21 protein-coding genes are annotated in these 22,643 nt (G+C 67.7%); 19 read left to right on the top strand and 2 right to left on the bottom strand.

Annotated elements, in window-relative coordinates:
* The first annotated feature begins 22 nt into the window (after nt 1-22).
* Complete coding sequence (locus BGO82_RS06245; protein WP_291304701.1) at nt 23-685, top strand: GntR family transcriptional regulator; 663 nt, start codon at nt 23-25, stop codon at nt 683-685.
* 3 nt (nt 686-688) lie between these two features.
* Here BGO82_RS06245 and BGO82_RS06250 read toward each other — a convergent pair whose 3' ends face one another.
* Complete coding sequence (locus BGO82_RS06250) at nt 689-1,915, bottom strand: ROK family transcriptional regulator (protein ID WP_291304702.1); 1,227 nt, start codon at nt 1,913-1,915, stop codon at nt 689-691.
* Nucleotides 1,916-2,207: 292 nt separating this feature from the next.
* On the opposite strand from BGO82_RS06250, the gene BGO82_RS06255 reads away from it, so the two are divergent.
* Nucleotides 2,208-3,962 (top strand): glycogen debranching protein, encoded by a 1,755-nt coding sequence (locus BGO82_RS06255; RefSeq protein WP_291304703.1) that lies wholly within the window; start codon nt 2,208-2,210, stop codon nt 3,960-3,962.
* A gap of 17 nt (nt 3,963-3,979) precedes the next feature.
* On the opposite strand, the gene BGO82_RS06260 is transcribed toward BGO82_RS06255, so the two are convergent.
* Nucleotides 3,980-4,591, bottom strand: coding sequence for a GNAT family N-acetyltransferase (locus BGO82_RS06260; RefSeq protein ID WP_291304704.1), 612 nt, complete (start codon nt 4,589-4,591; stop codon nt 3,980-3,982).
* A 118-nt stretch (nt 4,592-4,709) separates the two neighbouring features.
* On the opposite strand from BGO82_RS06260, the gene BGO82_RS06265 reads away from it, so the two are divergent.
* The 17 genes from BGO82_RS06265 (at nt 4,710) to BGO82_RS06345 (ending at nt 22,460) form a co-directional block, all read left to right on the top strand.
* On the top strand, nt 4,710-6,032 hold the full coding sequence (locus tag BGO82_RS06265) for an extracellular solute-binding protein (protein ID WP_291304705.1): 1,323 nt from the start codon (nt 4,710-4,712) through the stop codon (nt 6,030-6,032).
* A 171-nt stretch (nt 6,033-6,203) separates the two neighbouring features.
* A complete protein-coding gene (locus BGO82_RS06270; protein ID WP_291305684.1) occupies nt 6,204-7,073 on the top strand; it encodes a sugar ABC transporter permease in 870 nt (289 codons plus the stop codon).
* Nucleotides 7,073-7,906, top strand: coding sequence for a carbohydrate ABC transporter permease (locus BGO82_RS06275; RefSeq protein WP_291304706.1), 834 nt, complete (start codon nt 7,073-7,075; stop codon nt 7,904-7,906). The genes BGO82_RS06270 and BGO82_RS06275 overlap by 1 nt, the downstream gene beginning before the upstream one ends.
* Before the next feature lie 106 nt (nt 7,907-8,012).
* On the top strand, nt 8,013-8,498 hold the full coding sequence (locus BGO82_RS06280) for a GNAT family N-acetyltransferase (protein WP_291304707.1): 486 nt from the start codon (nt 8,013-8,015) through the stop codon (nt 8,496-8,498).
* 14 nt (nt 8,499-8,512) lie between these two features.
* Nucleotides 8,513-9,538: a glycoside hydrolase family 3 N-terminal domain-containing protein gene (locus BGO82_RS06285; RefSeq protein WP_291304708.1), complete on the top strand. Its 1,026-nt coding sequence runs from the start codon at nt 8,513-8,515 to the stop codon at nt 9,536-9,538.
* Nucleotides 9,539-9,569: 31 nt separating this feature from the next.
* Entirely contained in the window at nt 9,570-11,228 is a 1,659-nt protein-coding gene (locus tag BGO82_RS06290) for an ABC transporter substrate-binding protein (RefSeq protein ID WP_291304709.1), read from the top strand.
* Between the two features lie 64 nt (nt 11,229-11,292).
* A complete protein-coding gene (locus BGO82_RS06295; RefSeq protein ID WP_291304710.1) occupies nt 11,293-12,270 on the top strand; it encodes an ABC transporter permease in 978 nt (325 codons plus the stop codon).
* 2 nt (nt 12,271-12,272) lie between these two features.
* The gene (locus tag BGO82_RS06300; RefSeq protein WP_291304711.1) at nt 12,273-13,163 is read left to right on the top strand and encodes an ABC transporter permease; all 891 of its coding nucleotides are present in this window, start codon (nt 12,273-12,275) and stop codon (nt 13,161-13,163) included.
* Entirely contained in the window at nt 13,160-13,978 is an 819-nt protein-coding gene (locus BGO82_RS06305) for an ABC transporter ATP-binding protein (protein ID WP_291304712.1), read from the top strand. Before BGO82_RS06300 ends, BGO82_RS06305 begins: the two co-directional genes overlap by 4 nt.
* Nucleotides 13,971-14,882, top strand: coding sequence for an ATP-binding cassette domain-containing protein (locus BGO82_RS06310; RefSeq protein WP_291304713.1), 912 nt, complete (start codon nt 13,971-13,973; stop codon nt 14,880-14,882). The genes BGO82_RS06305 and BGO82_RS06310 overlap by 8 nt, the downstream gene beginning before the upstream one ends.
* Before the next feature lie 200 nt (nt 14,883-15,082).
* Nucleotides 15,083-15,904 carry a polysaccharide deacetylase family protein gene (locus tag BGO82_RS06315; RefSeq protein ID WP_291304714.1) on the top strand — a complete coding sequence of 274 codons (822 nt, stop codon included), beginning with the start codon at nt 15,083-15,085 and terminating at the stop codon, nt 15,902-15,904.
* Complete coding sequence (locus BGO82_RS06320; protein WP_291304715.1) at nt 15,901-16,050, top strand: hypothetical protein; 150 nt, start codon at nt 15,901-15,903, stop codon at nt 16,048-16,050. Before BGO82_RS06315 ends, BGO82_RS06320 begins: the two co-directional genes overlap by 4 nt.
* 105 nt (nt 16,051-16,155) lie before the next feature.
* Nucleotides 16,156-17,157 (top strand): LacI family DNA-binding transcriptional regulator, encoded by a 1,002-nt coding sequence (locus BGO82_RS06325; RefSeq protein WP_291304716.1) that lies wholly within the window; start codon nt 16,156-16,158, stop codon nt 17,155-17,157.
* Nucleotides 17,158-17,176: 19 nt separating this feature from the next.
* Complete coding sequence (locus BGO82_RS06330; RefSeq protein WP_291304717.1) at nt 17,177-18,499, top strand: extracellular solute-binding protein; 1,323 nt, start codon at nt 17,177-17,179, stop codon at nt 18,497-18,499.
* A gap of 141 nt (nt 18,500-18,640) precedes the next feature.
* A complete protein-coding gene (locus BGO82_RS06335; RefSeq protein ID WP_291305685.1) occupies nt 18,641-19,486 on the top strand; it encodes a sugar ABC transporter permease in 846 nt (281 codons plus the stop codon).
* Entirely contained in the window at nt 19,483-20,316 is an 834-nt protein-coding gene (locus BGO82_RS06340; protein WP_291304718.1) for a carbohydrate ABC transporter permease, read from the top strand. The genes BGO82_RS06335 and BGO82_RS06340 overlap by 4 nt, the downstream gene beginning before the upstream one ends.
* 26 nt (nt 20,317-20,342) lie before the next feature.
* Nucleotides 20,343-22,460, top strand: coding sequence for an ADP-ribosylglycohydrolase family protein (locus BGO82_RS06345; RefSeq protein WP_291304719.1), 2,118 nt, complete (start codon nt 20,343-20,345; stop codon nt 22,458-22,460).
* Nucleotides 22,461-22,643: the final 183 nt, after the last annotated feature.

The following is a 22,643-nucleotide window of genomic DNA, read 5'->3' on the forward strand; positions in this document are numbered from 1 at the left end:
ACGGTGCCTTTCAGGGGGTGAATTGGCAGCACGGGAACGAGCGGAGACAGCGCTGCATCCGGGCTATGCGGCGTTCTTTGCGGCGCTGGTGGAGCGGCGGATCAGCCTCGGCCAGACGCTGCGGCAGGACGAATTGTGCGACATCCTGGGCATCTCGCTGTCGCCGATGCGCGAGGCGACGACGCTGCTCGAAGCGGAGGGGCTGCTGACGGTACGGCGGCGCATCGGCATAACGATATTCTACCCGGACGTGCAGTTCGTGCGCGAGACGTTCCAGTTCCGCGGCATGCTGGAGCGCGAGGGGCTGAGGCGCTTCGCGCGCACTGCGCCCGCCGGCTGGGTGGCGCGCAACCGCAAGGCGCATGACGACATCATCGCCTTCGTCACCGAGGTCGATGACGAGAAGCGCTATCGCGCCCCGGTGCGGGCGCTGGAATCGGAGTTTCACGGCAGCTTCATCGGCGCCTTCGGCAACGCCGAAATGGCGTCGGTCTATGCGCGGCTGCAGCGCAAGATGTACCTGTTGCGGCTGATCAACCCCGAGGCGGTCAACACCGGCAGCACGATCAAGGCGATGCGCGAGCACGTGGCGATCATCGACGCCGTCGAGGCGCGCGCCCCCGACGCCGCGGCCGATGCGCTCGACCGGCACCTGCAGGGCGTGCTGCACCGGGTGCTGGGATAGCTCCTACTTTTCGGCGGTGACGCCGAGGGCTGCCGGGCGGCGGGCCGACGCCAGCATCGGCGGCATCGGCAGGCCGCCGACGCCGAACAGGTCGTCGTGCATGCGCTCCATGGCGACGCTGAGCGCGCCGATGAGGGCGGCGCGGTTGCCCAGCACGCTCGCCTCGATGCGGGGTGGCGTGGGGGTGCAGCGCGGCAAATAGCGGCGGATGGCCTCGAGCAGTTCGCTGCGCAGCCCGATGCTGCCGCCGAGGATGACGATCTCGGGGTCGAGCATGGCGCCGACGGCGGCGATGGCGAGCGCCATCAGCCGTGCCGTTTCCTCGACGGTGGCGATGGCGGCGGCATCGCCCGAAGCCAGCGCCGCGAAGATGTCGCGTACGGTGAGGCCGCGGCGGCCGCCGAAGCCGGCATAGCGCTCGGCGATGGCGGCGCTGCCCACCGAGGATTCGAAGGTGCCCAGCGCAAAGCCGCGCGGGTCGTAGGGGTCGCCGGCAAGCGGCAAATAGCCGATCTCGCCGGCGGCGCCGCGCGCGCCGCGCAGCAGATGGCCGTTGGCGATGATGCCCATGCCGACGCCGGTGCCGAAGGCGATGAAGACGAAATTGCCGATGCCGGCGCCGTGGCCGCGCCATTGCTCGCCGCGCGCCGCGAGGTTGACGTCGTTTTCGATCAGCACCGGGATGCCGAGCCGCTGTCGGAGCTGCGTCGGCACGTCGATCTCGCCGAAGCCGGGAATGTTGGGCACGAAATCGATGTGCGTGGTTTCGGACTGGAATACGCCGGGCGTGCCTAGAACGGCGATCCGGAGCTCGCGGGTGGTGACGCCGAGCTGGCCGGAAAGGGTTTCGATCTGCGCGGCGATCTGGTCGACGACGTAGAGGCCGCCGCGCGCATCGGTGGGCACCAGGCTCTCGGCGAGAGCATTGCCGACGAGGTCGCCGATGGCGACGTTGAGCTTGGTGCCGCCCAGATCGATGGCGGCGGCGAGGCCGGCCCGTCCGTCGATCTCGTACACCACCGCGCTGCGGCCGGGCTTGCCGCTGGTGCGGCCCTGCGGCTTCAGCCAGCCGGCCGTCTCGAGCTCGAACACCACCTCGGAGATGGTCTGCTTGCTGAGGCCGGTGCGCTTGGCGAGATCGGCGCGCGATGTCGGTCCATGCGCCAGGATGGCCTGGATGACGGCATAGAGCGAGATTTGTCGGGCAACGGGCGGATCGGGCGTTTCCATACGACGATGCCTCTTGGTTTGTCCGGGACACTGACAAATAAGCAGGCCGGCGTCAAATGCCGGCGTGAGTTTCGGGCTCGCATTGCGAGAACGGACGCAGATTTTTGCGCAATTTGTCCGGGTCCTTGACATACAGGCGCGTCTGTCGCCACAGTGTCGTGTGGTTCGAACACTGTCCGGCGGACAGAGGGGGCGGCAGGATGGCGACGTGCTTTGACATCGCTCAGCCGTTGCACCGGGGCGGAAGCGCCGCCCCGGCAGCATGCCGGTCGGCCCCCGTCCGGGTGGCATCATGCTGACGCCGCGCGCCGATGGGGCGCTCCTCGCCGAGGCGCCGGTGCTGCTGCCGGTGATGGCGCCGCGGCTGCAGGGCGACGTCTTTCCCGATGGCGCCGTCGATCTGTCATTGTGGGGCGTCGGCCGGCTGGGCCGGGTACGATTCTCGCCGCTCGCCGGTCCCTATGTCTATGCGCCGAACCGGGTGATCGGCCGCAACGGCAGCATCCATGTGGCGCAGTCGGCGCCGGTGCTGCTGGTGCGCGGTGGCGGCGCCGCGCGGGTATTTCCGGCGCGTCGCTGCGCCTGGTGGCACGAGATCGCCGCGGCCGAGGCGCGGCCGGTCTGGCGGGCGACCGCCGCCGGGCGCGTCATGGAACTGCCCTGGGGCGTGCTGCAGGTCGAGCAGCGCGGCGACGATTTGCTGCTGGCGGTGGGCGTCGACCAGGCGGAGGCGGCGCGCGCGATGCGGCTCACGGCCGACCAGATCGTCGCCGAGGCCGAGGCGTATGTCCGCCGTTGCGACCTGATGGCGGAGGCCGATCCGCTGCTGCGGAGCATGGTCGTACAGGGCGTGCACGCAGCCCTGTCGAGCATCCGCGCCGACGAGCAGGGCGGCTTTGCCGGGCTCGCCGCCGGGCAGGCCTACAGCTCGCCGGCGCGCACCTATTATCGCGACGGCTACTGGACGCTGCAGCCGCTGCTGGCGCTGCGGCCGGACGCGGTGCGCGAGCAGATCCGGTTGCTCGCCAAGGGGGTGCAGCCGGACGGCGAAGCGCCCAGCGGGGTGATCCTGTCGGGTCGCGCGCAGTCGAAGGCGTGGCGGGCGTTCCGCGACCACCCCGACCGCTACAAGGAACATCACCTGCGGCCGGAGGATTGGTGGAGCGACCATTTCGACAGCCCGCTGTTCTTCGTGCTCACCGTCGGCGACTATGTGCGCGAGACCGGCGACAGCGCGGAAGCCGAACGGCACTGGCCGGTCATCGCCGCCATCCTGGAACGCTATTTCAGGCTGGCGGGGCCGGACGGGCTGCCGCTGAAGCCGCGGCACGACCGCGACTGGGCCGACAATGTGTATCGCGAAGGGCTGGTGGCGTACGACCTCGGCCTGTGGGTCGGAGCGCTCGACGTGGCGGCGCGGCTCGGCGCGACGCTCGATCCGGTACTGGCGGCGCGGGCGCGCGAGGCGGCGGCACGGGCCCGGCGCACGATCGACGGGCGGCTCTGGGTCGAGGCGCGGCAGGGCTATGCCGATTATGCGACGCCGGACGGCTTCGTCGAGGATCACCTCGTTCTCGACAGCCTGACGCTCAGCCGCTACGACGCGGTGCCCGACGAGCAGGCGGTGCGGGTGCTGCGCTCGATCGAGCGTACGCTGGAATCGCGGCACAACACCGAGCAGCCCTATGGCGACTGGGGCATGCTGTGCGCCTATCCGCCGTTCAAGCGCGCGCGTGACATCCGCGCCAAGACGGCGTTCCCGTTCCGCTATCACAATGGTTCCGACTGGCCCTATCTCGACGGGCTCTACGCCGAGGAGCGGCTGCGCCGCGGGCTGGGCGGCGCGCGCTATCCGCTGCTGCGCTGGTGGGAGATGTGCCTCGCCAATGGCTGGGCCGGGGCGGTCGAATATTTCTCGCCGCCGTTCGGGCGCGGCTCGGCGCTGCAGGGCTGGAGCGCGATGCCGGCGGCGGTGGCGCTCAAATACGGCGCGGCGGCGCTGGACGAGTCGCCATCCGTGCGCCGCACGGCGGAGGCGGTGTCATGATGGCCGCGACGTCGGGCTCAGCGCAGCGTCATGGCGTAGGTCACGTGGCCGGGGCCGCTGATGTCGGTGAAGCCGACATGGGAGTAGAAGCCCTTGGCGCGTTCATTGTCGGGGCTGACCCCGAGCTGCACGCCAGAAACGCCGGCGCGGCGCAGGGCATCGAGCTCGGTCTCGATCATGCGGCGGCCCCAGCCGCCGGACTGCGCTTCGGGCAGCAGATTGATGTGCAGATGGGCGGGATAGTCCTGCAGCGCCGTCTCATGCCGCTCGGGCGTGGCGATGCGGCGCAGCACGCCCTCGTCGAGCGGCTTCTGCGGCGTCATGCCGGCCACTTCGGCGCGCACCTTCGGCCACCAGTCGCGCTCGAGCCGTGCCTCGAAGGCGACGGTGTCGGGGGCGGCGACGACATAGCCCAGCACGCGGTCGCCGTCGGCGAGCAGGAAGGCGAAATCCGGCTCCAGCGCGCCATAGGGCGCGGCCCAGATGTAGCCGGGCAGCCGGCGGTCGCTGTAGAGCGCGCTGGCGTCGACGCCGCTGTCGGCGGTCAGCAGGCAGATTTCGTAGAGCGCCGCCATGTCGTGCGGCTCGAAGCGGCGGATGCGGTACGCCGCACGCGGTTCATTGGTCATCGTCAATCCTGTCGCCGGACCTGGCCGGCGTCAGCGAGCTACCGTTCCCGGGATCGTCGCGCAAGCCCGATCGCGGGGACAACGATCAACACAATCCACGGAAAGGGAGACTGGACTCATGCATGACACTCTCAGCAACCGCCTGCGGCTCGGGGCCGCGGGCATCGCCGTAGCGGCGCTTGCCGCCGGCCTCGGCGGCGCCGCGCAGGCGCAGACGCTGGTCACCTGGGACGACTATACCGATGTCGGCCAGAATGCGGTGATCGAGCAGCTCAACAAGAACTTCGAGGCGGCGCATCCCGGCGTCACCATCAACCGCACGGCGCGCACCTTCGACGATCTGTCGATGACGCTGAAGCTCACGGTCGCCGCCGGAAACGGGCCGCAGGTGACCAAGGTCAACCAGGGCGCCGCCGACCAGGGCACCATGGTCAAGCAGAAGCTGCTGCTGCCCATCGACGACTACGTGAAGCAGTATGGCTGGGACAAGCGGTTCGGCGAGGGCGTGCTGGCGCGCATGCAATGGTCCGACAGCGGCCAGTTCGGCGAGGGCCACTATTATGGCGTGTCCGGCCTCGGCGAAATGGTGGGTCTCTTCTACAACCAGAAGGTGCTGTCCGACGCCGGCATCTCGACGCCGCCAAAGACCTTCGAAGAGCTTCTCGCCGACGCCGATGCGCTGCACGCCAAGGGCGTTCCGGCCTTCGCCATCGGCACGGCCAAGCAGCATATCGCGCTCCACATGCTCACCGGCATGGAGCAGGCCCATATCGACGCCTCCAACCGCAAGGCGCTCGACGACGTGATCTACGGCCGCGGTGGCACCTTCAAGACCCAGGCGGCGCTCGATGCGGCGACCACCATGCAGAAATGGGCCAAGGAGGGCTATTTCATCGACGGCTATTCCGGCATCGCCGGCAATGACGCGGTGCAGCTGTTCGTTGCCGGGCAGGGCGCCTTCCTGCTCGACGGCACCTGGTACTTCGGTGACATGCAGGCCAACCCGGACATCCACTTCATGCCGGTGCCAGCGCCGGCCGGCGTCAGCAAGCCGCTGACGGTGGGCGGTGTCGACCTCAGCTGGTCGATCACCTCCAACGCCAAGGACAAGGCGACGCAGGACCTGGCGGCCCAGTACATGGACTACATGGTGTCGCCCGAGGCGGCGAATGTGTGGGCGGCGGCGGGCTTCTTCCCGTCCTCGACCCCGACCGACGACAGCGCCGTCAAGAGCCCGCTGCTCAAGGAAGGCCTCGCCATGTGGAAGACCATCACCGAGAACAACGCGCTCGGCCACTATGCCGACTGGGCGAGCCCGACGATGCTCAAGACCTATGACGACAACATGCCCCATCTGCTGGCCGGCGACATGACTCCGCAGGCCTTCGTGGATGCGCTCGATGCCGACTACCAGGCCTACATGAAGAGCGTCGGCAAGTAACAAGCCCTCGACAACCGGCCGCGGCTGCCCGCAAGGTAGCCGCGGCCTTTCGCAACGGCCGGGGGGACGATGGCGGCGACCACCGAACAAAGCATTGGCGACAGCGGGCGTATCCCGGGCGGGACCCGCAGGCGCGCCCGGCCGGAGGAGCCGGCATCGATCCTCGACCGCATGGGCAAGGGCAATCTGCTCTACGTGCTGCCGGGCCTGCTGATCTACGCGGTGTTCGTGTTCGTGCCGATCCTGGCGGCGGTGGTGATCAGCCTCACGGAATGGAACGGGCTGGTGGTGCCGAGCTTCGTCGGGCTGCAGAACTACATCAAGCTGTTCTCGGACCACGAGTTCTACATCGCGCTGCGCAACAACGCCGAATTCATGGTGTTCTACTGCGTGTTGCCGCTGGTGATCGGCATCTGCCTCGCGGCGATCATCAGCGTGGTCGGCCAGCGCGAGCGGCTGGTGCTGCGCACGCTGTTCTTCTTGCCCTACATCATGCCCACGGCGGTGCTCGGCATCATCTTCCAGTGGCTCTACAATCCGGCGTTCGGGCCGTTCAACCAGATCCTCAAGGCGGTGGGCCTGGGCAAGATCGCGCTGCCCTGGCTCGGCGATTTCACCTGGGTGCTGCCGGCGGTGGGCGCGGTGGCGGTGTGGTATTTCTTCGGCTTCTGCATGGTGGTGTTCCTGTCGGGCATGCAGCGCATCGACCCGTCGCTGTTCGACGCGGCGCGGGCCGACGGCGCCAAGGGCTGGCAGAGCTTCTGGCACGTCACGCTGCCGCAATTGATGCCGGAGGTGCGGGTGGTGCTGCTGCTCACCGTCATCGCCTCGATCAAGAGCTTCGATCTGATCTTCACCATGACGCGTGGCGGGCCGGGCAATGCGACCCTGGTGCCCAACATCTACATGTACGAGCTCGGCTTCCAGCTCAACCGCTACGGCTATGCGGCGGCGGTGGCGATCATCGGGGCGCTGCTGGTGTTCGTCGTGAACTTCGCCATCCACCAGGGCATGCGTCGCTTCGACAGGTCGTCGGTCTGATGGCGCGCTCGGGAGTGTCCACGGCGCCGACGGTGCCGTTCCGCATCGTGCTGTGGCTGTTCGGGCTGATCACGGTGGTGCCGTTCGGGCTGCTGCTGCTGACCTCGATCAAGAGCCGGGCCGACGTGCTGAAGGGCGCCTTCGCGCTGCCCGACTATCCGCATTTCGAGAACTACGTCGCGGCGTGGACCGACGGGCGGTTCGGCACCTATTTCGTCAACTCGGTGATCGTGGTGGTGCCGGTGGTGGCGGTCAGCATCGTGCTCGGCGTGATCACCGGATTCGCCTTCGCCTATCTGCGCTTTCCGTTCAAGAAGTCGATCTTCGTCATCCTCACCTTCGGCATGATGGTGCCCACCGAGGCCTTCATCATCCCGCTCTATTACGAGATGCTCTATCTCAACCTGATCAACACGTATTGGGTGCTGATCCTGACGCAGATCGCGCTGTCGGTGCCGTTCGCCACCATCTTCATGGCCAGCGCCATGCGGCAATTGCCGACCGAGGTGCTGGAGGCGGCGGTGCTCGACGGCGCGACGCGGCCGCAGGTGCTGCTGCGCGTGATCGTGCCGCTGCTGGCGCCGGCGGTGTCGACGCTGGCGCTGTTCCTGTTCATCTGGACCTGGAACGAGTTCCTGCTGCCGCTGATCCTGGTCAACGACGATTCGCTGCGCACGCTGCCGATCGGCGCGCTGTTCTTCCAGGGCAAGTACACCATCAACACGCCGGTGCTGACGGCGGGCGCGGTGATCGTCATCGCGCCGATCGTGGTGGTGTACCTGATCTTCCAGCGCAAGTTCATCGAGGGCCTGACCTCGGGGGCGACGAAGTAGGGGCGCGGGCCGCCCGCTTCGGTCAAATTGCACTGGATCGACCACCCGCCAGTAATGCTAAGGTCGTGGCGGGGCGCGCCGCCCGCGCGGCCGAGGCAAGAGGCGAATGACGGATCTGCTGGTCAATCTCTATTCGCGCCGGCTCGACGCGCTGGCGGCGCGGGTCGCCGGCGTCGCGGCGACCATCCGCGTGGCGCTGCCCCCCGAGCTCCATATCGTCGCCGGCTGGATCAAGGCCAATTTCAGCGATTACTGGGTGAGCGAGGCGACGGTGGCGATGGCGCACCAGCCGCCCGGCTGCCTGGTCGCCGTCGTCGATGGCGAGCTCGTCGGCTTTGCCTGCTACGATGCGACGGCGCGCGGCTTCTTCGGCCCGACGGGAGTTGCCGAGAGCGCCCGCGGCAGGAAGATCGGGCTGGCGCTGTTCTACCACACGCTCATGGCCATGAAAGCGCACGGCTACGCCTATGCCGTCATCGGCTCGGCCGGGCCGGTCGATTTCTACGTCAACGCCGTCGGCGCGCTGCCGATCCCGGCCGACAGGGAAGACATCTACCAGGGGCTGCTGCGGCTGAAGCCGGCGGCCTCGTAACGCAGGACCGAACAGTGTCGTCCACCCCACCTCTTGCCCTGTTCGTCGGCGTCGCCGGACTTCGCCTCACGGCGGACGAGGCCGCTTTCCTGCGCGACGCCAACCCGCTCGGGCTGTTCCTGTTCCGCCGCAATCTCGAGGAGCCCGAGCAGACGCGGTGGCTGACGGCGGAGTTTCGCGAGGCGGTGGGGCGCGCCGATGCGCCGGTGTTCATCGACCAGGAGGGCGGGCGCGTCCAGCGGCTCGACAATGGCCGCTGGCCGAGCTTCCGCAGCCTCGGCGCCTTCGGGGCGCTGGCACGGCGGGACCTCGAGCTCGGCAAGCGTGCGCTGCGCCTCTCGACGCAGGCGATGGGCTCGCTGATGGCGGAGCTGACCATCGACAGCGGCACCACACCGGTGATCGACCTCGCCCGCCGCGACACCCATGACGTGATCGGCCAGCGCGCCTTCGGCGACGATCCGGACCTCGTTGCGGTCATGGGACGCGAGATCGTCGACGGCATGCTGGAGGTCGGCGAGCTGCCCGTCATCAAGCACATTCCCGGCTACGGCCGGGTCGCGGTCGATCCGCATTTCGACTGTCCGGTGGTCGACGCCACGCTCGAGGATCTGCGCGGCAGCGATTTCCGCCCGTTCGTCGCCTTGCGCGATTGTCCGTGGGCGATGGTGGCGCATCTGATCTTCACGCAGATCGATCCCGAGCGCGCCGCGTCGGTCTCGCCGGTGCTCTGCCGGCTGATCCGCGACGAGCTCGGCTATGACGGGGTGCTGATCACCGACTGCCTGTCGATGGAGGCGCTCGAGGGCAGCGTCGCCTCGCGCGTCGGCGGAGCGCTGGCGGCGGGCTACGATATCGCGCTTTACAGCAAGGGCGACATGCCGGCCAATATCGAGGCGGCCGGGGCGGCGCGCCCGCTCGGCGCGGCGAGCCTTGCCCGCATCGCCCGCGCCGAGGCGCGGCGCGGCGCGCTTCGGGTGGACGTTCCCGCCGTCCACGCCGAGGTCGAGAGGATTTTCAGGGAGAGCGGTATTGCGTAGCGTAGTGCCGACACACGAGAGGAGACATGCAATGTTGACTAGCAAAGCGATCCTGGCCGCTTCGGCCATGGTCCTCGCCATGGCGGCACCGGCCATGGCGCAGACCGTGCTGACGGTCAGCTCGGAGCAGACTACCACCTGGGTGCGCAACTTCAATCCGTTCGGGCAGACCTCCGCCCGCGCCACGACCAAGGAGTTCATCTACGAGCCGCTGGTGATCTTCAACCGGCTCAAGGGCAACGAGCCGAATTTCCGGCTGGCCGAAAGCTACGAGCTGGCGGACGATCTCAAGTCGATCACCTTCAAGCTCCGTTCGGGCCTCAAATGGTCGGACGGGCAGCCGCTGACGGCCGACGACGTGGTCTTCACCTACGACTACATCAAGAAATTCCCGGCGCTCGACTTCGTCTCGGTGTCGGCGCTGCTGGACTCGGTCGAAAAGGTCGACGACCAGACGGTGCGCTTCAACCTCAAGCAGCCCAATTCGCTGATCGCCAACACCATCGTGTCGATGCCGATCGTGCCGCAGCACATCTGGTCCAAGGTCGACGATCCGGTGACCTTCGCCAACGAGAATCCGGTGGGCTCGGGGCCGCTGACCGAGATCACGCGGTTCACGCCGCAGGTCTATGAGCAGTGCCGCAACCCGAACTACTGGGACGCGAAAGACCTCGCGGTCGATTGCATCCGCCTGCCGCAGCTCGCCGATAACCCGCAGGTGCTGGCGGCGCTGGCCGACGGCACGCTCGACTGGGCGACGAGCTTCGTGCCCGACATCGACAACACCTTCGTCGCCAAGGATCCCGAGCACAACAAATACTGGTTCACGCCGTCGAGCCTGGTGTCGTTCTCGCTCAACCTCGCCACGACCGACGCGAACGACCACAAGGCGTTCAACGACGTGAAGTTCCGCCGCGCGGTCAGCATGCTGATCGACCGCAAGACCATCGTCGACGTGGCCGGCTACGGCTATCCGCTGATCAACGAAGACCCGTCCATGCTGGGCGAGCTCTACAAGGCGTTCGCCAATCCCGAGGTGGCGACGAAGTTCGGCAAATACGGCAAGTTCGACAAGGACGCCGCCGTGGCGCTGCTCGACGAGGCCGGCTACAAGGATGCCAATGGCGACGGCTTCCGCGACAATCCGGATGGCACGCCGATCGCCATCGACATCGAGGTGCCGAACGGCTGGACCGACTGGATCGACGCGGTGCAGATCGCCATCGAGTCGCTGAAGGGCGCCGGCCTCAACGTCAAGATGAGCACGCCCGAAGAGGCGGTGTGGGCCTCCGATTTGATCGGCGCCAAATATTCGATGACGCTGAACGCGCTGGCCTCGGCGGCGGACCCGTACTTCCCGTATATCCGCTCGTTCAATCCGGACGATTTCGGCAAGAGCCGCTTTTCGGCGCAGCGCTGGACCGATCCGGAGGTCATGGACATGCTGAACAAGTACACGCAGCAGAAGGATCCGGCGGAACGCAAGAAGCTGATGGACGCCATCCAGCTCAAGGTGGCCGAGGCGATGCCGGTGATCCCGGTGTACAACAGCCCGTCCTTCTACGAGTACAGCACCAAGCGCTTCACCGGCTGGGCCAATGCCGACAATCCGGCCTATTCGCCGGTGGTGTCGAACGCCAACCCGGCGCGGCTGCTGCAATTGCTCGACCTGAAGCCGGTCGCGAAGTAAGTCCCGATGGCGGGGCGCGCCGGCAGGTGCGCCCCGCCTCCCGCCGCACGGAGACCGACGTTCAATGCGCTTTCTGCTCGGGCGGCTGGCATTCTACGTCGTCGCGTTCGTCGCGGCGGCCACGGTCAATTTCTTCCTGCCGCGCATCATGCCGGGCGATCCGATCCAGATCATGTTCGCCAGCGCCGGCTCGCAGCTCTCCATGGAAAACCTCAACGCGCTGAAGCTGACCTTCGGCTTCATCGATGCGCCCATGTGGGAGCAATATCTCAAATATCTGCAGAGCGTGTTCACCGGCGATCTCGGGGTGTCGATCAAATACTTCCCGCTGCCGGTGACCGAGCTGCTGGCCCGAGCGCTGGTGTGGACCGTTGGCCTCGTCGGCAGCGCCACCCTCGTCAGCTTCACGCTGGGCTCGCTGCTCGGGGCGCTCGCGGCGTGGCGGCGGGGCAGCCTGTTCGACACCGTGGTGTCGATGCTCTCGATCTTTTTCAGCTCGGTGCCGGCGGTGGTGATCTCGCTGGTGGCGCTGTTCGTGTTCGGCCACAGCCTCAACTGGTTCCCCGGCGGCTATTCCGCCGACCCGCTGCTCGATCCGGCGTTTTCGGCCGAATATATCGGCAGCGTCGTCTATCACGGCACGCTGCCGATGCTGACGCTGGTGACGGTGCTGATCGGCGGTTTCGCCGTGACCATGCGCAACAACATGATCAACCTGTTGGGCGAGGACTACATCGTCATGGCCCGTGCCAAGGGGCTGAGCGAGAGCCGGGTGCTGTTCTGGTACGCGGCGCGCAACGCGCTGCTGCCGACGTTCTCCAGTCTCGCCATCGCCATCGGCACGGTGCTGGGCGGCTCGCTGGTGACCGAGGTGGTGTTCAACTATCCCGGGCTCGGCAATCTGTTCTATCAGGCGATCCTCGCGCGCGACTATCCGGTGATCCAGGGCCAGCTCCTGATCATGACCGGCGCCATGCTGGTCTCCAACCTCATCGTCGATCTGAGCTATGTGCTGCTCGATCCGCGGCTCAAGAAGGCCTGACGATGCGCGATCTGGTCCGGCAGCTTCGGCACAACCGCAAGGCGCTCATCGGGCTCCTGATCCTGCTGCTCATCATCGGCGCCGCGCTCGCCGCGCCGTGGCTGACGCAGTATGCGCCGACGGCGCGCGTCGGGCGGCCGCACCAGCCGCCGTCGGCCGAGCATTGGCTCGGCACCACGCGGCTCGGGCAGGACGTGTTCGCGCGGCTGATCTACGGCGCCCGCACCTCGCTCGCGGTCGGTTTCGGCGCCGGGGTGATGATCACGGTGCTGGGCACGGTGCTGGGAATCGTTGCCGGCTACCGCCGCGGCCTCGTCGACGAGATCATCAACTTCGCCACCAACATCGTGCTGGTGGTGCCGAACCTGCCGCTGCTGCTGGTGCTGGCGGCGTTCATCGGCCAGGCCAGCCCCTGGGTGATCGCGCTGATCCTCGGCCTCACCTCCTGGGCCTGGGGCGCTCGCGTCACGCGCTCGGAAACGCTGTCGGTGGCGCAGAAGGATTTCGTCAAATCCGCCGAGATGCTGGGCGAGCCGGCGTGGCGCATCATGGCGCTCGAGATCTTTCCCAACCTCATCTCCATCGTCGGCATCAACCTCATCGGCAGCGTGATATTCGCGGTGATCACCGAGGCGACGCTGGAGTTCCTCGGGCTGGGCGACCCCAACGCCGTGTCGTGGGGCATCATGCTCTACAACGCGCAGAACTCATCGGCGCTGACGGTCGGCGCCTGGTGGGACCTGCTGTCGCCCTGCGTGGCGCTGGCGCTGCTCGGGCTCGGCCTGGCGCTGCTCAATTTCGCCATCGACGAGATTTCCAACCCGCGGCTCAGGACCGGCAGCCGCATCCAGCGCTGGACGCGGCTGGTGCGGGCCGGGGAGGGCAGGCTGTGAGCGAGCCGGTGCTCTCCATCCGCGACCTCAGCATCGACTATGTCGGGCTCGACAGCGACATGCATGCGGTCAAGGCGGTGAGCTTCGACATCGGGCCGGGCGAGGTCTTCGGGCTCGCCGGCGAATCCGGCTGCGGCAAGAGCACCATCGCCTTCGCCATCAGCCGCCTGCACAGGCCGCCAGCGCTGATCCGCTCGGGCGAGATCGTGGTCGGCGGCCGCAACGTGCTCGACCTCGATGCCGACGAATTGCGCCGCTTCCGCTGGCGCGACGTGGCCATGGTGTTCCAGAGCGCGATGAACTCGCTCAACCCGGTGCTCAGCATCGAAACGCAGTTCTACGACGTGCTGCACACGCATGCGGGCATGAACCGGGCCGAGGCACGGGCGCGGGCCGCCGAGCTGCTGCGGTTGGTCGACATTCCGGCCGAGCGGCTGGCATCGTACCCGCACCAGTGCTCGGGCGGCATGCGGCAGCGCATCGTCATCGCCATCTGCCTCGCGCTCAACCCGAAACTGCTGATCATGGACGAGCCGACCACGGCGCTCGACGTGGTGGTGCAGCGCGAAATCCTGCAGCGCATCGACGCGCTGCGCCGGCAGTTCGGCTTTTCGGTGCTGTTCATCACCCACGATCTTGGGCTGATGGCGCAAATGTGCGACCGCATCGGGGTGATGCTCGAGGGCGAGCTGGTCGAAGTCAACGACGCGCAGAGCATCTACCGGCGGCCGCGCCATCCCTATACGCGCAAGCTCTGGGCCTCGATGCCGCGGCTGCGCGGCGAGCGCGTGCGGCTCGAGGGTGGCGATGCCTGAGGCGCTGCTCGAAATGCGCGACGTGTCCAAGACGTTCGCCGCGCCGGGCCGGCAGGTGCATGCCGCCCGCTCGGTGTCGCTGGCGCTCAATGCCGGGCGCACGCTGGCGCTGGTCGGGGAATCGGGCAGCGGCAAGACCACCTGCGCGCGGCTGATCATGCGCGAATACGCGCCCGACAGCGGCGAGCTGCTGTTCCGCGGCGCGCCGATCGACGCCAGCTCGCACCGCAACATGCGAGCCTATCGCCAGGCGGTGCAGATGATCTTCCAGGACCCGTTCGCCTCGCTCAATCCGGCGCACACCATCGGCTACCATCTCGGCCGGCCGCTGCGCCTTTACGGCCACGGCAGGAGCCGGGCGGAGCGGCAGGCGGCGATCGCGGCGCTGCTCGAGCAGGTGAAGCTCGATCCCGAGCTGGTCGGCCGTTTCCCGCACGAGCTCTCGGGCGGGCAGCGGCAGCGCATCAGCATCGCGCGGGCGCTGGCGGTGGGGCCGGAAGTGCTGGTCGCCGACGAGCCGACCTCGATGCTCGACGTGTCGGTGCGGCTCGGCATCCTCAACCTGCTCAACGACATGAAGCGCGGCCTCGGGCTCGCCGTGCTCTACATCACGCACGACATCGCCACGGCGCGCTACGTCGCCGAGGACATCATGGTGATGTATGCCGGGCAGGTGGTGGAATGGGGGCCGACCGAGAGCGTGCTCGGCCAGCCCGCGCATCCCTATACGAGGCTGCTGCTGTCGGCCGTGCCGGATCCGGACCGCCCCTACAGCGCCGGCGTCGGCGTCGGCGCCGAGCTCGCCGACATCGACCGCATCCGCCGCGAGGCCGCCGCGCCGCAACCGCTGGCCGAAGAGGTGCATCCCGGCCATTTCGTGCGGCCGATCCCGGCCAGGGTGTGACAGGGGCGGTTCGCTGTTCGGACAGCGCCCCGGCCGAAAGTCAACGAAACGCTGGTTGGCGCGGCCCGCCGCCTGCTATTGCTGGACGACGGCCGACGCCGGCGGCTCCTCGCCATCAAGGAGCCGGCATTGGCCGGACGTTAACGAGAACGGCGCATCCTCGGCGGATTACGCGCGGGTCTCGTACATTTGGGGGCGCCATGAAACTCTGGTTGCTGGGATTGCTGGCGGGTGCCCTGGCGCTGTCGTCGGCCGCGACATTTGCGGCGACGACCGACATCGACGACACGCCGGGCGCTCCGACGGCCGCCGATATGGCGGAGCCCCCGTCGGACGGAGCGTCGCCGCTCACCGGGCGGGTTCTCCTCGTCAGCTCGGCGGCGGACATCGTGCTGCGGCCGCACGAGGTCATCCTGACCTTCGACGACGGCCCGAAGCCGGGAACCACCGATTCCATCGTCAAGACGCTGAACGCCTACGGGGTCAAGGCGACGTTCCTGATGGTGGGCAGCATGGCGCTTAGGCATCCGGACATCGTGCGGTCAGTGTTTCTGTCGGGCAATACGGTCGGCACGCATACCTTCGACCACCAGGACCTGTCCAAGCTCGATCCGGATGCGGCGCTCGACGACATCCAGCGCGGCGAAGACGCGGTGCGCAAGGCGCTGGCGCCGATCGGAGCGGAGCCGTCGCCGTTCTTCCGCTTCCCCTATCTGGCGCAGACCAAGGTGCTGCGGGCCGATCTCACCCTGTCGGGACGGATCGCGCTCGGGGCGCAGCTCGACAGCGACGATTATTTCACCTCGACCCCCGACCGGCTGCTGCGGCGCATCCTCAAGGGCCTCGACCGCACCGGCAGCGGCATCATCCTGATGCACGACATCCACGCCCGGACGGCCAAGATGCTGCCCGACCTGCTGCAGGAGCTCGAGGCGCGCGGTTACACGGTGGTGCAACTGGTCTATCGCGACGCGCCGTTCCTGGGAGTGCCGCTCAGAACCGCCACCAACGGCACGCGGTGAGGGCGCAGCGCCCGCTGGCCCGCGTGTCCGCCGGGCGCGACTACCTCGCCGGCCGTCTGGCGGTCGTCGATGGCTGGATCGTGGCGGCGAGCGAGGCGGAGCGGGCCGGTCCCGCACAGGCGCAGCCGGAGCCGGCTTTGCGCTGACGGCGCCAGTCCCGGCGGGTTTTCCGTCGACTGTCCGACCTCTTGCGCTGTCCGCGCAAATATGCACTGATACGTATAAGTAATACGTATAATTGCGGTATCCGGATGAGGCGAGCGACGCAGAGGGACGTTGCAAGGGCGGCGGGCGTCTCGCAGGCGGCCGTGTCGATGGTGCTGAGCGGCGGCACGTCGCCGTCCATCTCCACCGAAACGCATGAGCGCATCGTCAAGGCGGCGGCCGAGCTCGGCTACACGCCCAACCGCTTCGCCCAGGCGCTGCGGACCAGCCGGACGATGACCATCGCCTGCGTCGTGCCGGACATCAGCAACCCGTTCTATCCGGCGCTGATGCGCGGCGTGCAGTCGGTGACCGACGGGGAGAACTACGACCTCATCGCCTTCAACACCGACGGAACGCCGGACCGCGAGCGCCACTTCCTCGCCTGGGCGCGGCAGGGCCGCGTCGACGGCGTGGTCGGCGTGTTCTTCACCCTGCGCGCGTCCGACTTCCGGCCGCTGGTCGAGTCCGGCGTGCCGGTGGTGCGGATCGAATCGTCGAAGAAGCAGGGCGGCCCCATCGCCATCGACGACATCTATGTCGACAGCCGCGCCGCGGCCGAAGCGGTCACCAACTATCTGACCTCGCGCGGCCACACGCGGATCGCCATGGTGGCGGGGCGCGGCGGTCCGCAGGGCACCCGCGTCGAAGGCTACAAGGCGGCCCTGCTGGCCGCCGGCGGAACGCCGCATGTGGTGATCGTCGACGAGTTCAGCGAGGCGGGCGGGCTCGGCGCGGCCGAGACGGTGCTCGCCAGCGGCTACAAGCCGACGGCGATCTTCGCCGCCAACGACCTCATGGCCATCGGCGTCATGCAGGCGCTGCGCGAGCGCGGCATCGAGATACCGGGGGAGATCGCCGTCGTCGGCTTCGACGACATTTCCGCCGCCAAGCTGGTGACGCCGCCGCTGACCACGGTGACGCAGTTCCAGCGCGACATGGGCGTCAAGGCCGCCCAGATCCTGATGCACCGGCTGCGCGGGCCGCGCGGCGAGGCGGGCACCGCCATCGAGATGCCGTTCGGGCTGATCGAACGGAATTCTACCTGAATCCAAGGAGGAGGAAACCATGGAACGTCGTCTGTTTATGAAGGCTGCTCTGGCTGGCGCCAGCCTGCCGCTGCTCACGCGCCTGGCGCTGGGGCAGGACAAGAAGCCGATCACCTTCTGGTACGAATCGGCATCGCCCGCGAACCAGGACAATCTCAAGAAGCTGCTGATCGATCCGTTCAACGCCGCGCATCCCGACAGCGAGCTGTCGATCGATTTCCGCGGCAGCGACCTCGACAAGCAGATGCGCATCGCCATGCTGTCGGGCGGCGGCCCGGACATCGTGTTCACCGCCGGGCCGAGCTACGTCGCCTCGATGGCGCAGGCGGGCCAGCTCCTGTCGCTGGACGATTATGCGCAAAAGCTCGGCTGGAACGACCGGCTGCTGCCGCTGTTCCTCGATCTCGGCAAGTACAATGGCAAGCTCTACGCGCTGGCCAAGACCTACGAGACGCTCGGCCTGTTCTACAACAAGACCATGTTCGACAAGAACGGCTGGAAGGCGCCGACCACCATTCCCGAGCTCGAAGCCTTGGCCGAGGAGGCCAAGAAGGCGGGCCTCGTGCCGTTCGGCGCCGGCAATGCCGACTGGCGGCCGACCAATGAGTGGTACGTCTCGATCGTGCTCAATTCGATCGCCGGGCCCGACAACGTCTACAAGGCGCTGACCGGGGCGATCCCGTGGACCGACCCGTCGATCGTCGCCGCCATCGATAAGCTCAACGAGTGGTGGCAGAAGGGCTATTTCGGCCCGAACTACTTCTCGCTGACCACCGAGCAGGCCTTCGCGCAGGTGCCGCAGGGGCAGGCGGCGATGGCGCCGGTCGGCACCTGGGCGTTCTCCAACGTCGCCACCTATTTCCCGCAGAACAATGTCGAGCCGGGCTTCGTCGGCTTCCCCAGCGCCAGCGGCGATCCGGTCTATGCGCTGGGCATCGGCTCGACCTTCTCGATCAACGCCCAGTCGCAGAACGCCGACGGCGCCGCGGCGGTGCTCGACATGATCTTCCAGCCGAAATTCTATTCCGAGATGAACTCGGTGTGGCAGGGCGAGTGGAACCTGCCGCTCAAGGATCTGAGCGGCGTCAAGATCGGCGGCAACGTCACGCCGCTCTACGAGGAGGTGATGAAGACCCTGTCCACCGCCGTGGGCGACGGCCGCTACGGCTACACCTCGTGGACGTTCCTGCCGCCGGCGACCGACACCTATCTGGTCTCCGGCATGGAGGAGGTGTGGCTCAACAAGATCAAGACCGCCGACTACCTCAAGAAGTGGAACGACATTTTCAAGCAGGAAAAGGATCAGGGCAAGGTGCCGGCGATCCCGCCGCGCGCCAACTGATCGATCGGCGCGGCCGCGGGGATACGCGGCCGCGCCAGCTACCGGGAAAGGAGGGAGCCCATGACGATGCAAGCCGAGACGCTGGCGGTGGCCGAGCCGCAGCCGCGCGTCGCCGCCGATGGCGCGGGGGCGCCGAGCCGCGTGCACCTGCTCTATCTGGTTCCCACCCTCGCCATCAATTTCGCCATCATCCTGGTGCCGGCGCTGCTGACCATCGCGCTCGCCTTCTTCAGCTGGGACGGGATCTCGGCGCCGCAATTCATCGGGCTCGACAATTTCACCGCGCTTACCAGCGACGGCGTGTTCTGGACGGCCTTCGGCAACAACCTCATCTGGACGGCGATCTTCCTCACCGTGCCGATCGCGATGGGCCTGTTGGCGGCGACCATGCTGCTGATCGCGCGGCGGGCGCGGACGTTCTTCCAGGTCGTCTACTTCCTGCCGGTCATCATCGCTACCGCGATCACCGCACGCGTCTGGCAGGGCATGATCTACAGCCCCGTCACCGGCCTCTTCGGCCTCGCCGCCAAGAACGGCCTGCAGCTCGGCAACCCGCTCGCCGGCACCTCCACCGCGCTCTATGGCGTGGCGACGGTCGATCTCTGGCACTGGTGGGGGTTCCTGTGCGTCATCTTCTTTGCCGCGCTCCGCCAGGTGCCGGCCGAGCAGATCGAGGCCGCGCATCTCGAAGGAGCCAATTACTGGCAGATGCTGCGCTACGTGCTGCTGCCCGGCATCCGCCCGACCATCACGCTGATGATGATCCTCACCGTCATCTGGTCGTTCCTCGCCTTCGACTTCGTCTACATCCTGACGCAGGGTGGGCCGGCCTTCTCCAGCGAGGTGCTGTCGACGCTGGCCTACCGCCACGCCTTCTACGACCTCAATGTCGGCCAGGCGGCGGCGGTAGCGCTGATCATCTCGTGCTTCGGGCTGGTCGCCACCTTCTTTTACATCCGCGTGCAAACCCGGGAGGAACAGTCGTGAACCGGGTCGAAAGCCGCTTCACCATGATCGTCACCTATGTGGTGCTCGGCATCGGCGCTGTCATCGCGCTGCTGCCGATTGCGCTGCTGGTCATCAATTCGGTGAAGCCCGCCGCCGCCATCGTGGTGAGCCCGCTGTCGCTGCCCACCACCATCCACTGGGACAATTTCGTCCATGCCTGGCGCGACGCACATTTCAGCCAGACCTTCGTCAATTCGGCGGTGCTGACGGCGCTGACCATCGTGCTGGTCTGCACCACCGGCTCGCTCACCGCCTATGTGCTGGCGCGGCGCAAGATCAAGAGCTGGAAGATCTGGACCTTCTACCTGATGGCGACGACCACCGCGCCGATCCAGCTCTTTTTGTTCCCGCTGTATTTCGGCTTCGCGCGGCTCGGCCTCGTCAACAACCCGCCGGCGGTGTCGCTGATCTACACGGCGCTCTACAGCCCCTTCGCCATCATGCTGCTTCGGACCTATTTCCTCGCCGTGCCGCGCGAGCTCGAGGAGGCGGCGCTGGTCGACGGCGCCAGCCACTGGCAGGTGTTCACCCAGGTCATGCTGCCGATCGTGTCGCCGGGCATCCTGACGGTGGCGCTGATCATCGGGCTTTATTCCTGGAACGAGTTTCTGATCGCGACGACCTTCCTGCAGAGGGCCGACAAGAACACGGCGGTGGTGGCGTTCAACCTCCTCTCCGGCCAGTATTCGTCGGACTGGGGGGAGATCATGGCGGCGGCGCTGCTGATCGTGCTGCCGGTGGTGGTGCTGTTCCTGTTCATGCAGCGGCGCTTCATCGAGGGCATGGCCGGCGGCTCGGTCAAGGGCTGAACGGCGGGCAAAACGGGAGACCAGACGTGCCGATTCCGAACGACTATCTCGAGCGGGTCTATGCCGGCGTGCTCGGCAAGCTGATAGGGGTCTATCTCGGCCGGCCGTTCGAGGGCTGGACCTACCAGAAGATCATGCAGGAGCTCGGCCCCATCGAGTACTACGTGCACGAGCGGCTGGGCCAGCCGCTGGTGGTCACCGACGACGACGTGGCGGGCACCTTCACCTTCGTGCGAGCGCTGGAGGATTACGGCATCTCGCCCGATCTCAGCGCCGAGGACATCGGCAAGGCCTGGCTCAATTACATCGTCGAGGAGCGCTCCATCCTGTGGTGGGGCGGCAACGGCAATTCGACCGAGCACACCGCCTGGCTGAACCTCAAGAAGGGCATCCCGGCACCGCAATCGGGGGCGATCGCGACCAATGGCGCGACGGTCGCCGAGCAGATCGGCGCGCAGATCTTCATCGACGGCTGGGCGATGGTCGCGCCGGGGCAGCCGCAGCTCGCGGCCGAGCTTGCGCGCAAAGCGGGCAGCGTCAGCCATGACGGCGACTCCGTCCATGCGGCGATGCTGTGGGCGGCGATGGAGGCCGAGGCGTTCGTGTCGAGCGATATCGAGCACCTGCTCGAGACCGGCCTGTCGGTCATTCCCGCGGACGGCCTGATCGCCCGGCTGATCGCCGATGTGCGCGCCTGGCGCCGGCAATATCCCGACTGGCGCGACACGCGCCAGCAGATCGAGAACCGGTACGGCTACGACAAATATCCGGGCAATTGCCACGTGGTGCCCAACCACGCGCTGATGATCATGGCGGTGCTCTATGCGCCCGACGATTTCCAGAAGGCGCAGATGATCGTCAACACCTCGGGCTGGGACACCGACTGCAATGCCGGCAATGTCGGCTGCTTGATCGGGCTGATGCAGGGGCTCGACGGGCTGGAAACGGGGCCGGACTGGCGCGGCCCGATCGCCGACCGCCTGCTGATCTCGTCGGCCGACGGCGGCAGCTCGATCAACGATGCGGTGCGCACCGCCTATTACCTCACCAATATCGGCCTGCGCCTCTCCGGCGCCAGCGCGATGGCGCTGCCCAAGGAGGGGGCGCAGTTCCACTTCTCGCTGCCCGGCAGCGTGCAGGGGTTCACCGCGGCCGGCGGCGTCGGCGGCAACCGCTCGGTGCGGACCGCCAATGTCGAGTTCGAAGGCGGCCGCGCGCTGGCGGTCGTCTACGAAGCGCTGGGGCCGGGGCAGATCGCAGCGGTGAGCACGCCCACCTTCACGCCGCGCGACGTGCTCGACATGCGCACCTACGAGCTGATGGCGACGCCGCTCGTCTATCCCGGGCAGGTGGTGAAGGCGCGCGTCGTCGCCGACAGGGCGAACACCGGCGCCGTCGTCGTGCGGCTGCGGGCGCGCGTCTATGACGAGCACGACCAGCTGCGCGACGTCGATGGCGAGGGCCGGGTGCTGCAGCCGGGCGAGGCGGCGATCCTCGACTGGCGGCTGCCGGAGTTCGGCGGCCAGCCCATCGGCGAAATCGGCATCGCGTTTGCCGCCGACGGCCGCCGCGCCGATGGCCGGGTGCTGCTCGACTACCTCCGCTGGGACGGCGCGCCGCAGGTGACGTTGCGCCGGCCGGCCGGCGACAGCGATTTCTGGCGGCGCGCCTGGGTCAACGGCGTGAGCTTTTTCTCCAAGCGCTTCTCGCCCAGCTTCCGCATCTCGCAGGATCGCGGCGAGGGGCTCATCATCCACGGCACGCGGCAGTGGACCGACTATCGCGTCGACACCGAGATCGTCATCCACCTGGGCAGCTATGGCGGGGTTTCGGTGCGCGTGCAGGGCCTGCGGCGGCGCTACGACGTCCGCCTGACCCGGCAGGGCCGGCTCGAGATCGTGCGCGTGCGCGACGACGCTGTCGAGGTGCTCGCCGCGACGCCGTTCCCGCTGCAGTTCGAAACCCGGATCGGCTGCACCGTCTCGGTGACCGGCAGGGAGATCCGCGCCGAAATCGGGTCGGTCTCGCTCGCGGCGCGCGACGACAGCGAGCAGGCATTCGCCGACGGCGGCATCGGCCTCCTCATCGCCGAGGGCGCGCTGTCGACCGACGAGGTGCGCGTCGCCGGCCTCCCGCCGGGCTGAGCCGGCGACTGTCCCGGCCGGCGATCCTGTGCCTCGGGTCGCCGGTCCGGTGCAGGAGGAAGACGGCAGCCGCGACGTGCGGATGGAGAGCGTCGTTCCAGTCGGTCCTGCTGCGCATGATTGCGAGGAAAGCGATGGGCGCTTGCACGGGCTTTTGCCCGCGCGGCGGTGCATCGAATTTTC

The organism is Devosia sp. 67-54 (assembly GCF_001899075.1).
Taxonomy (GTDB): domain Bacteria; phylum Pseudomonadota; class Alphaproteobacteria; order Rhizobiales; family Devosiaceae; genus Devosia_A.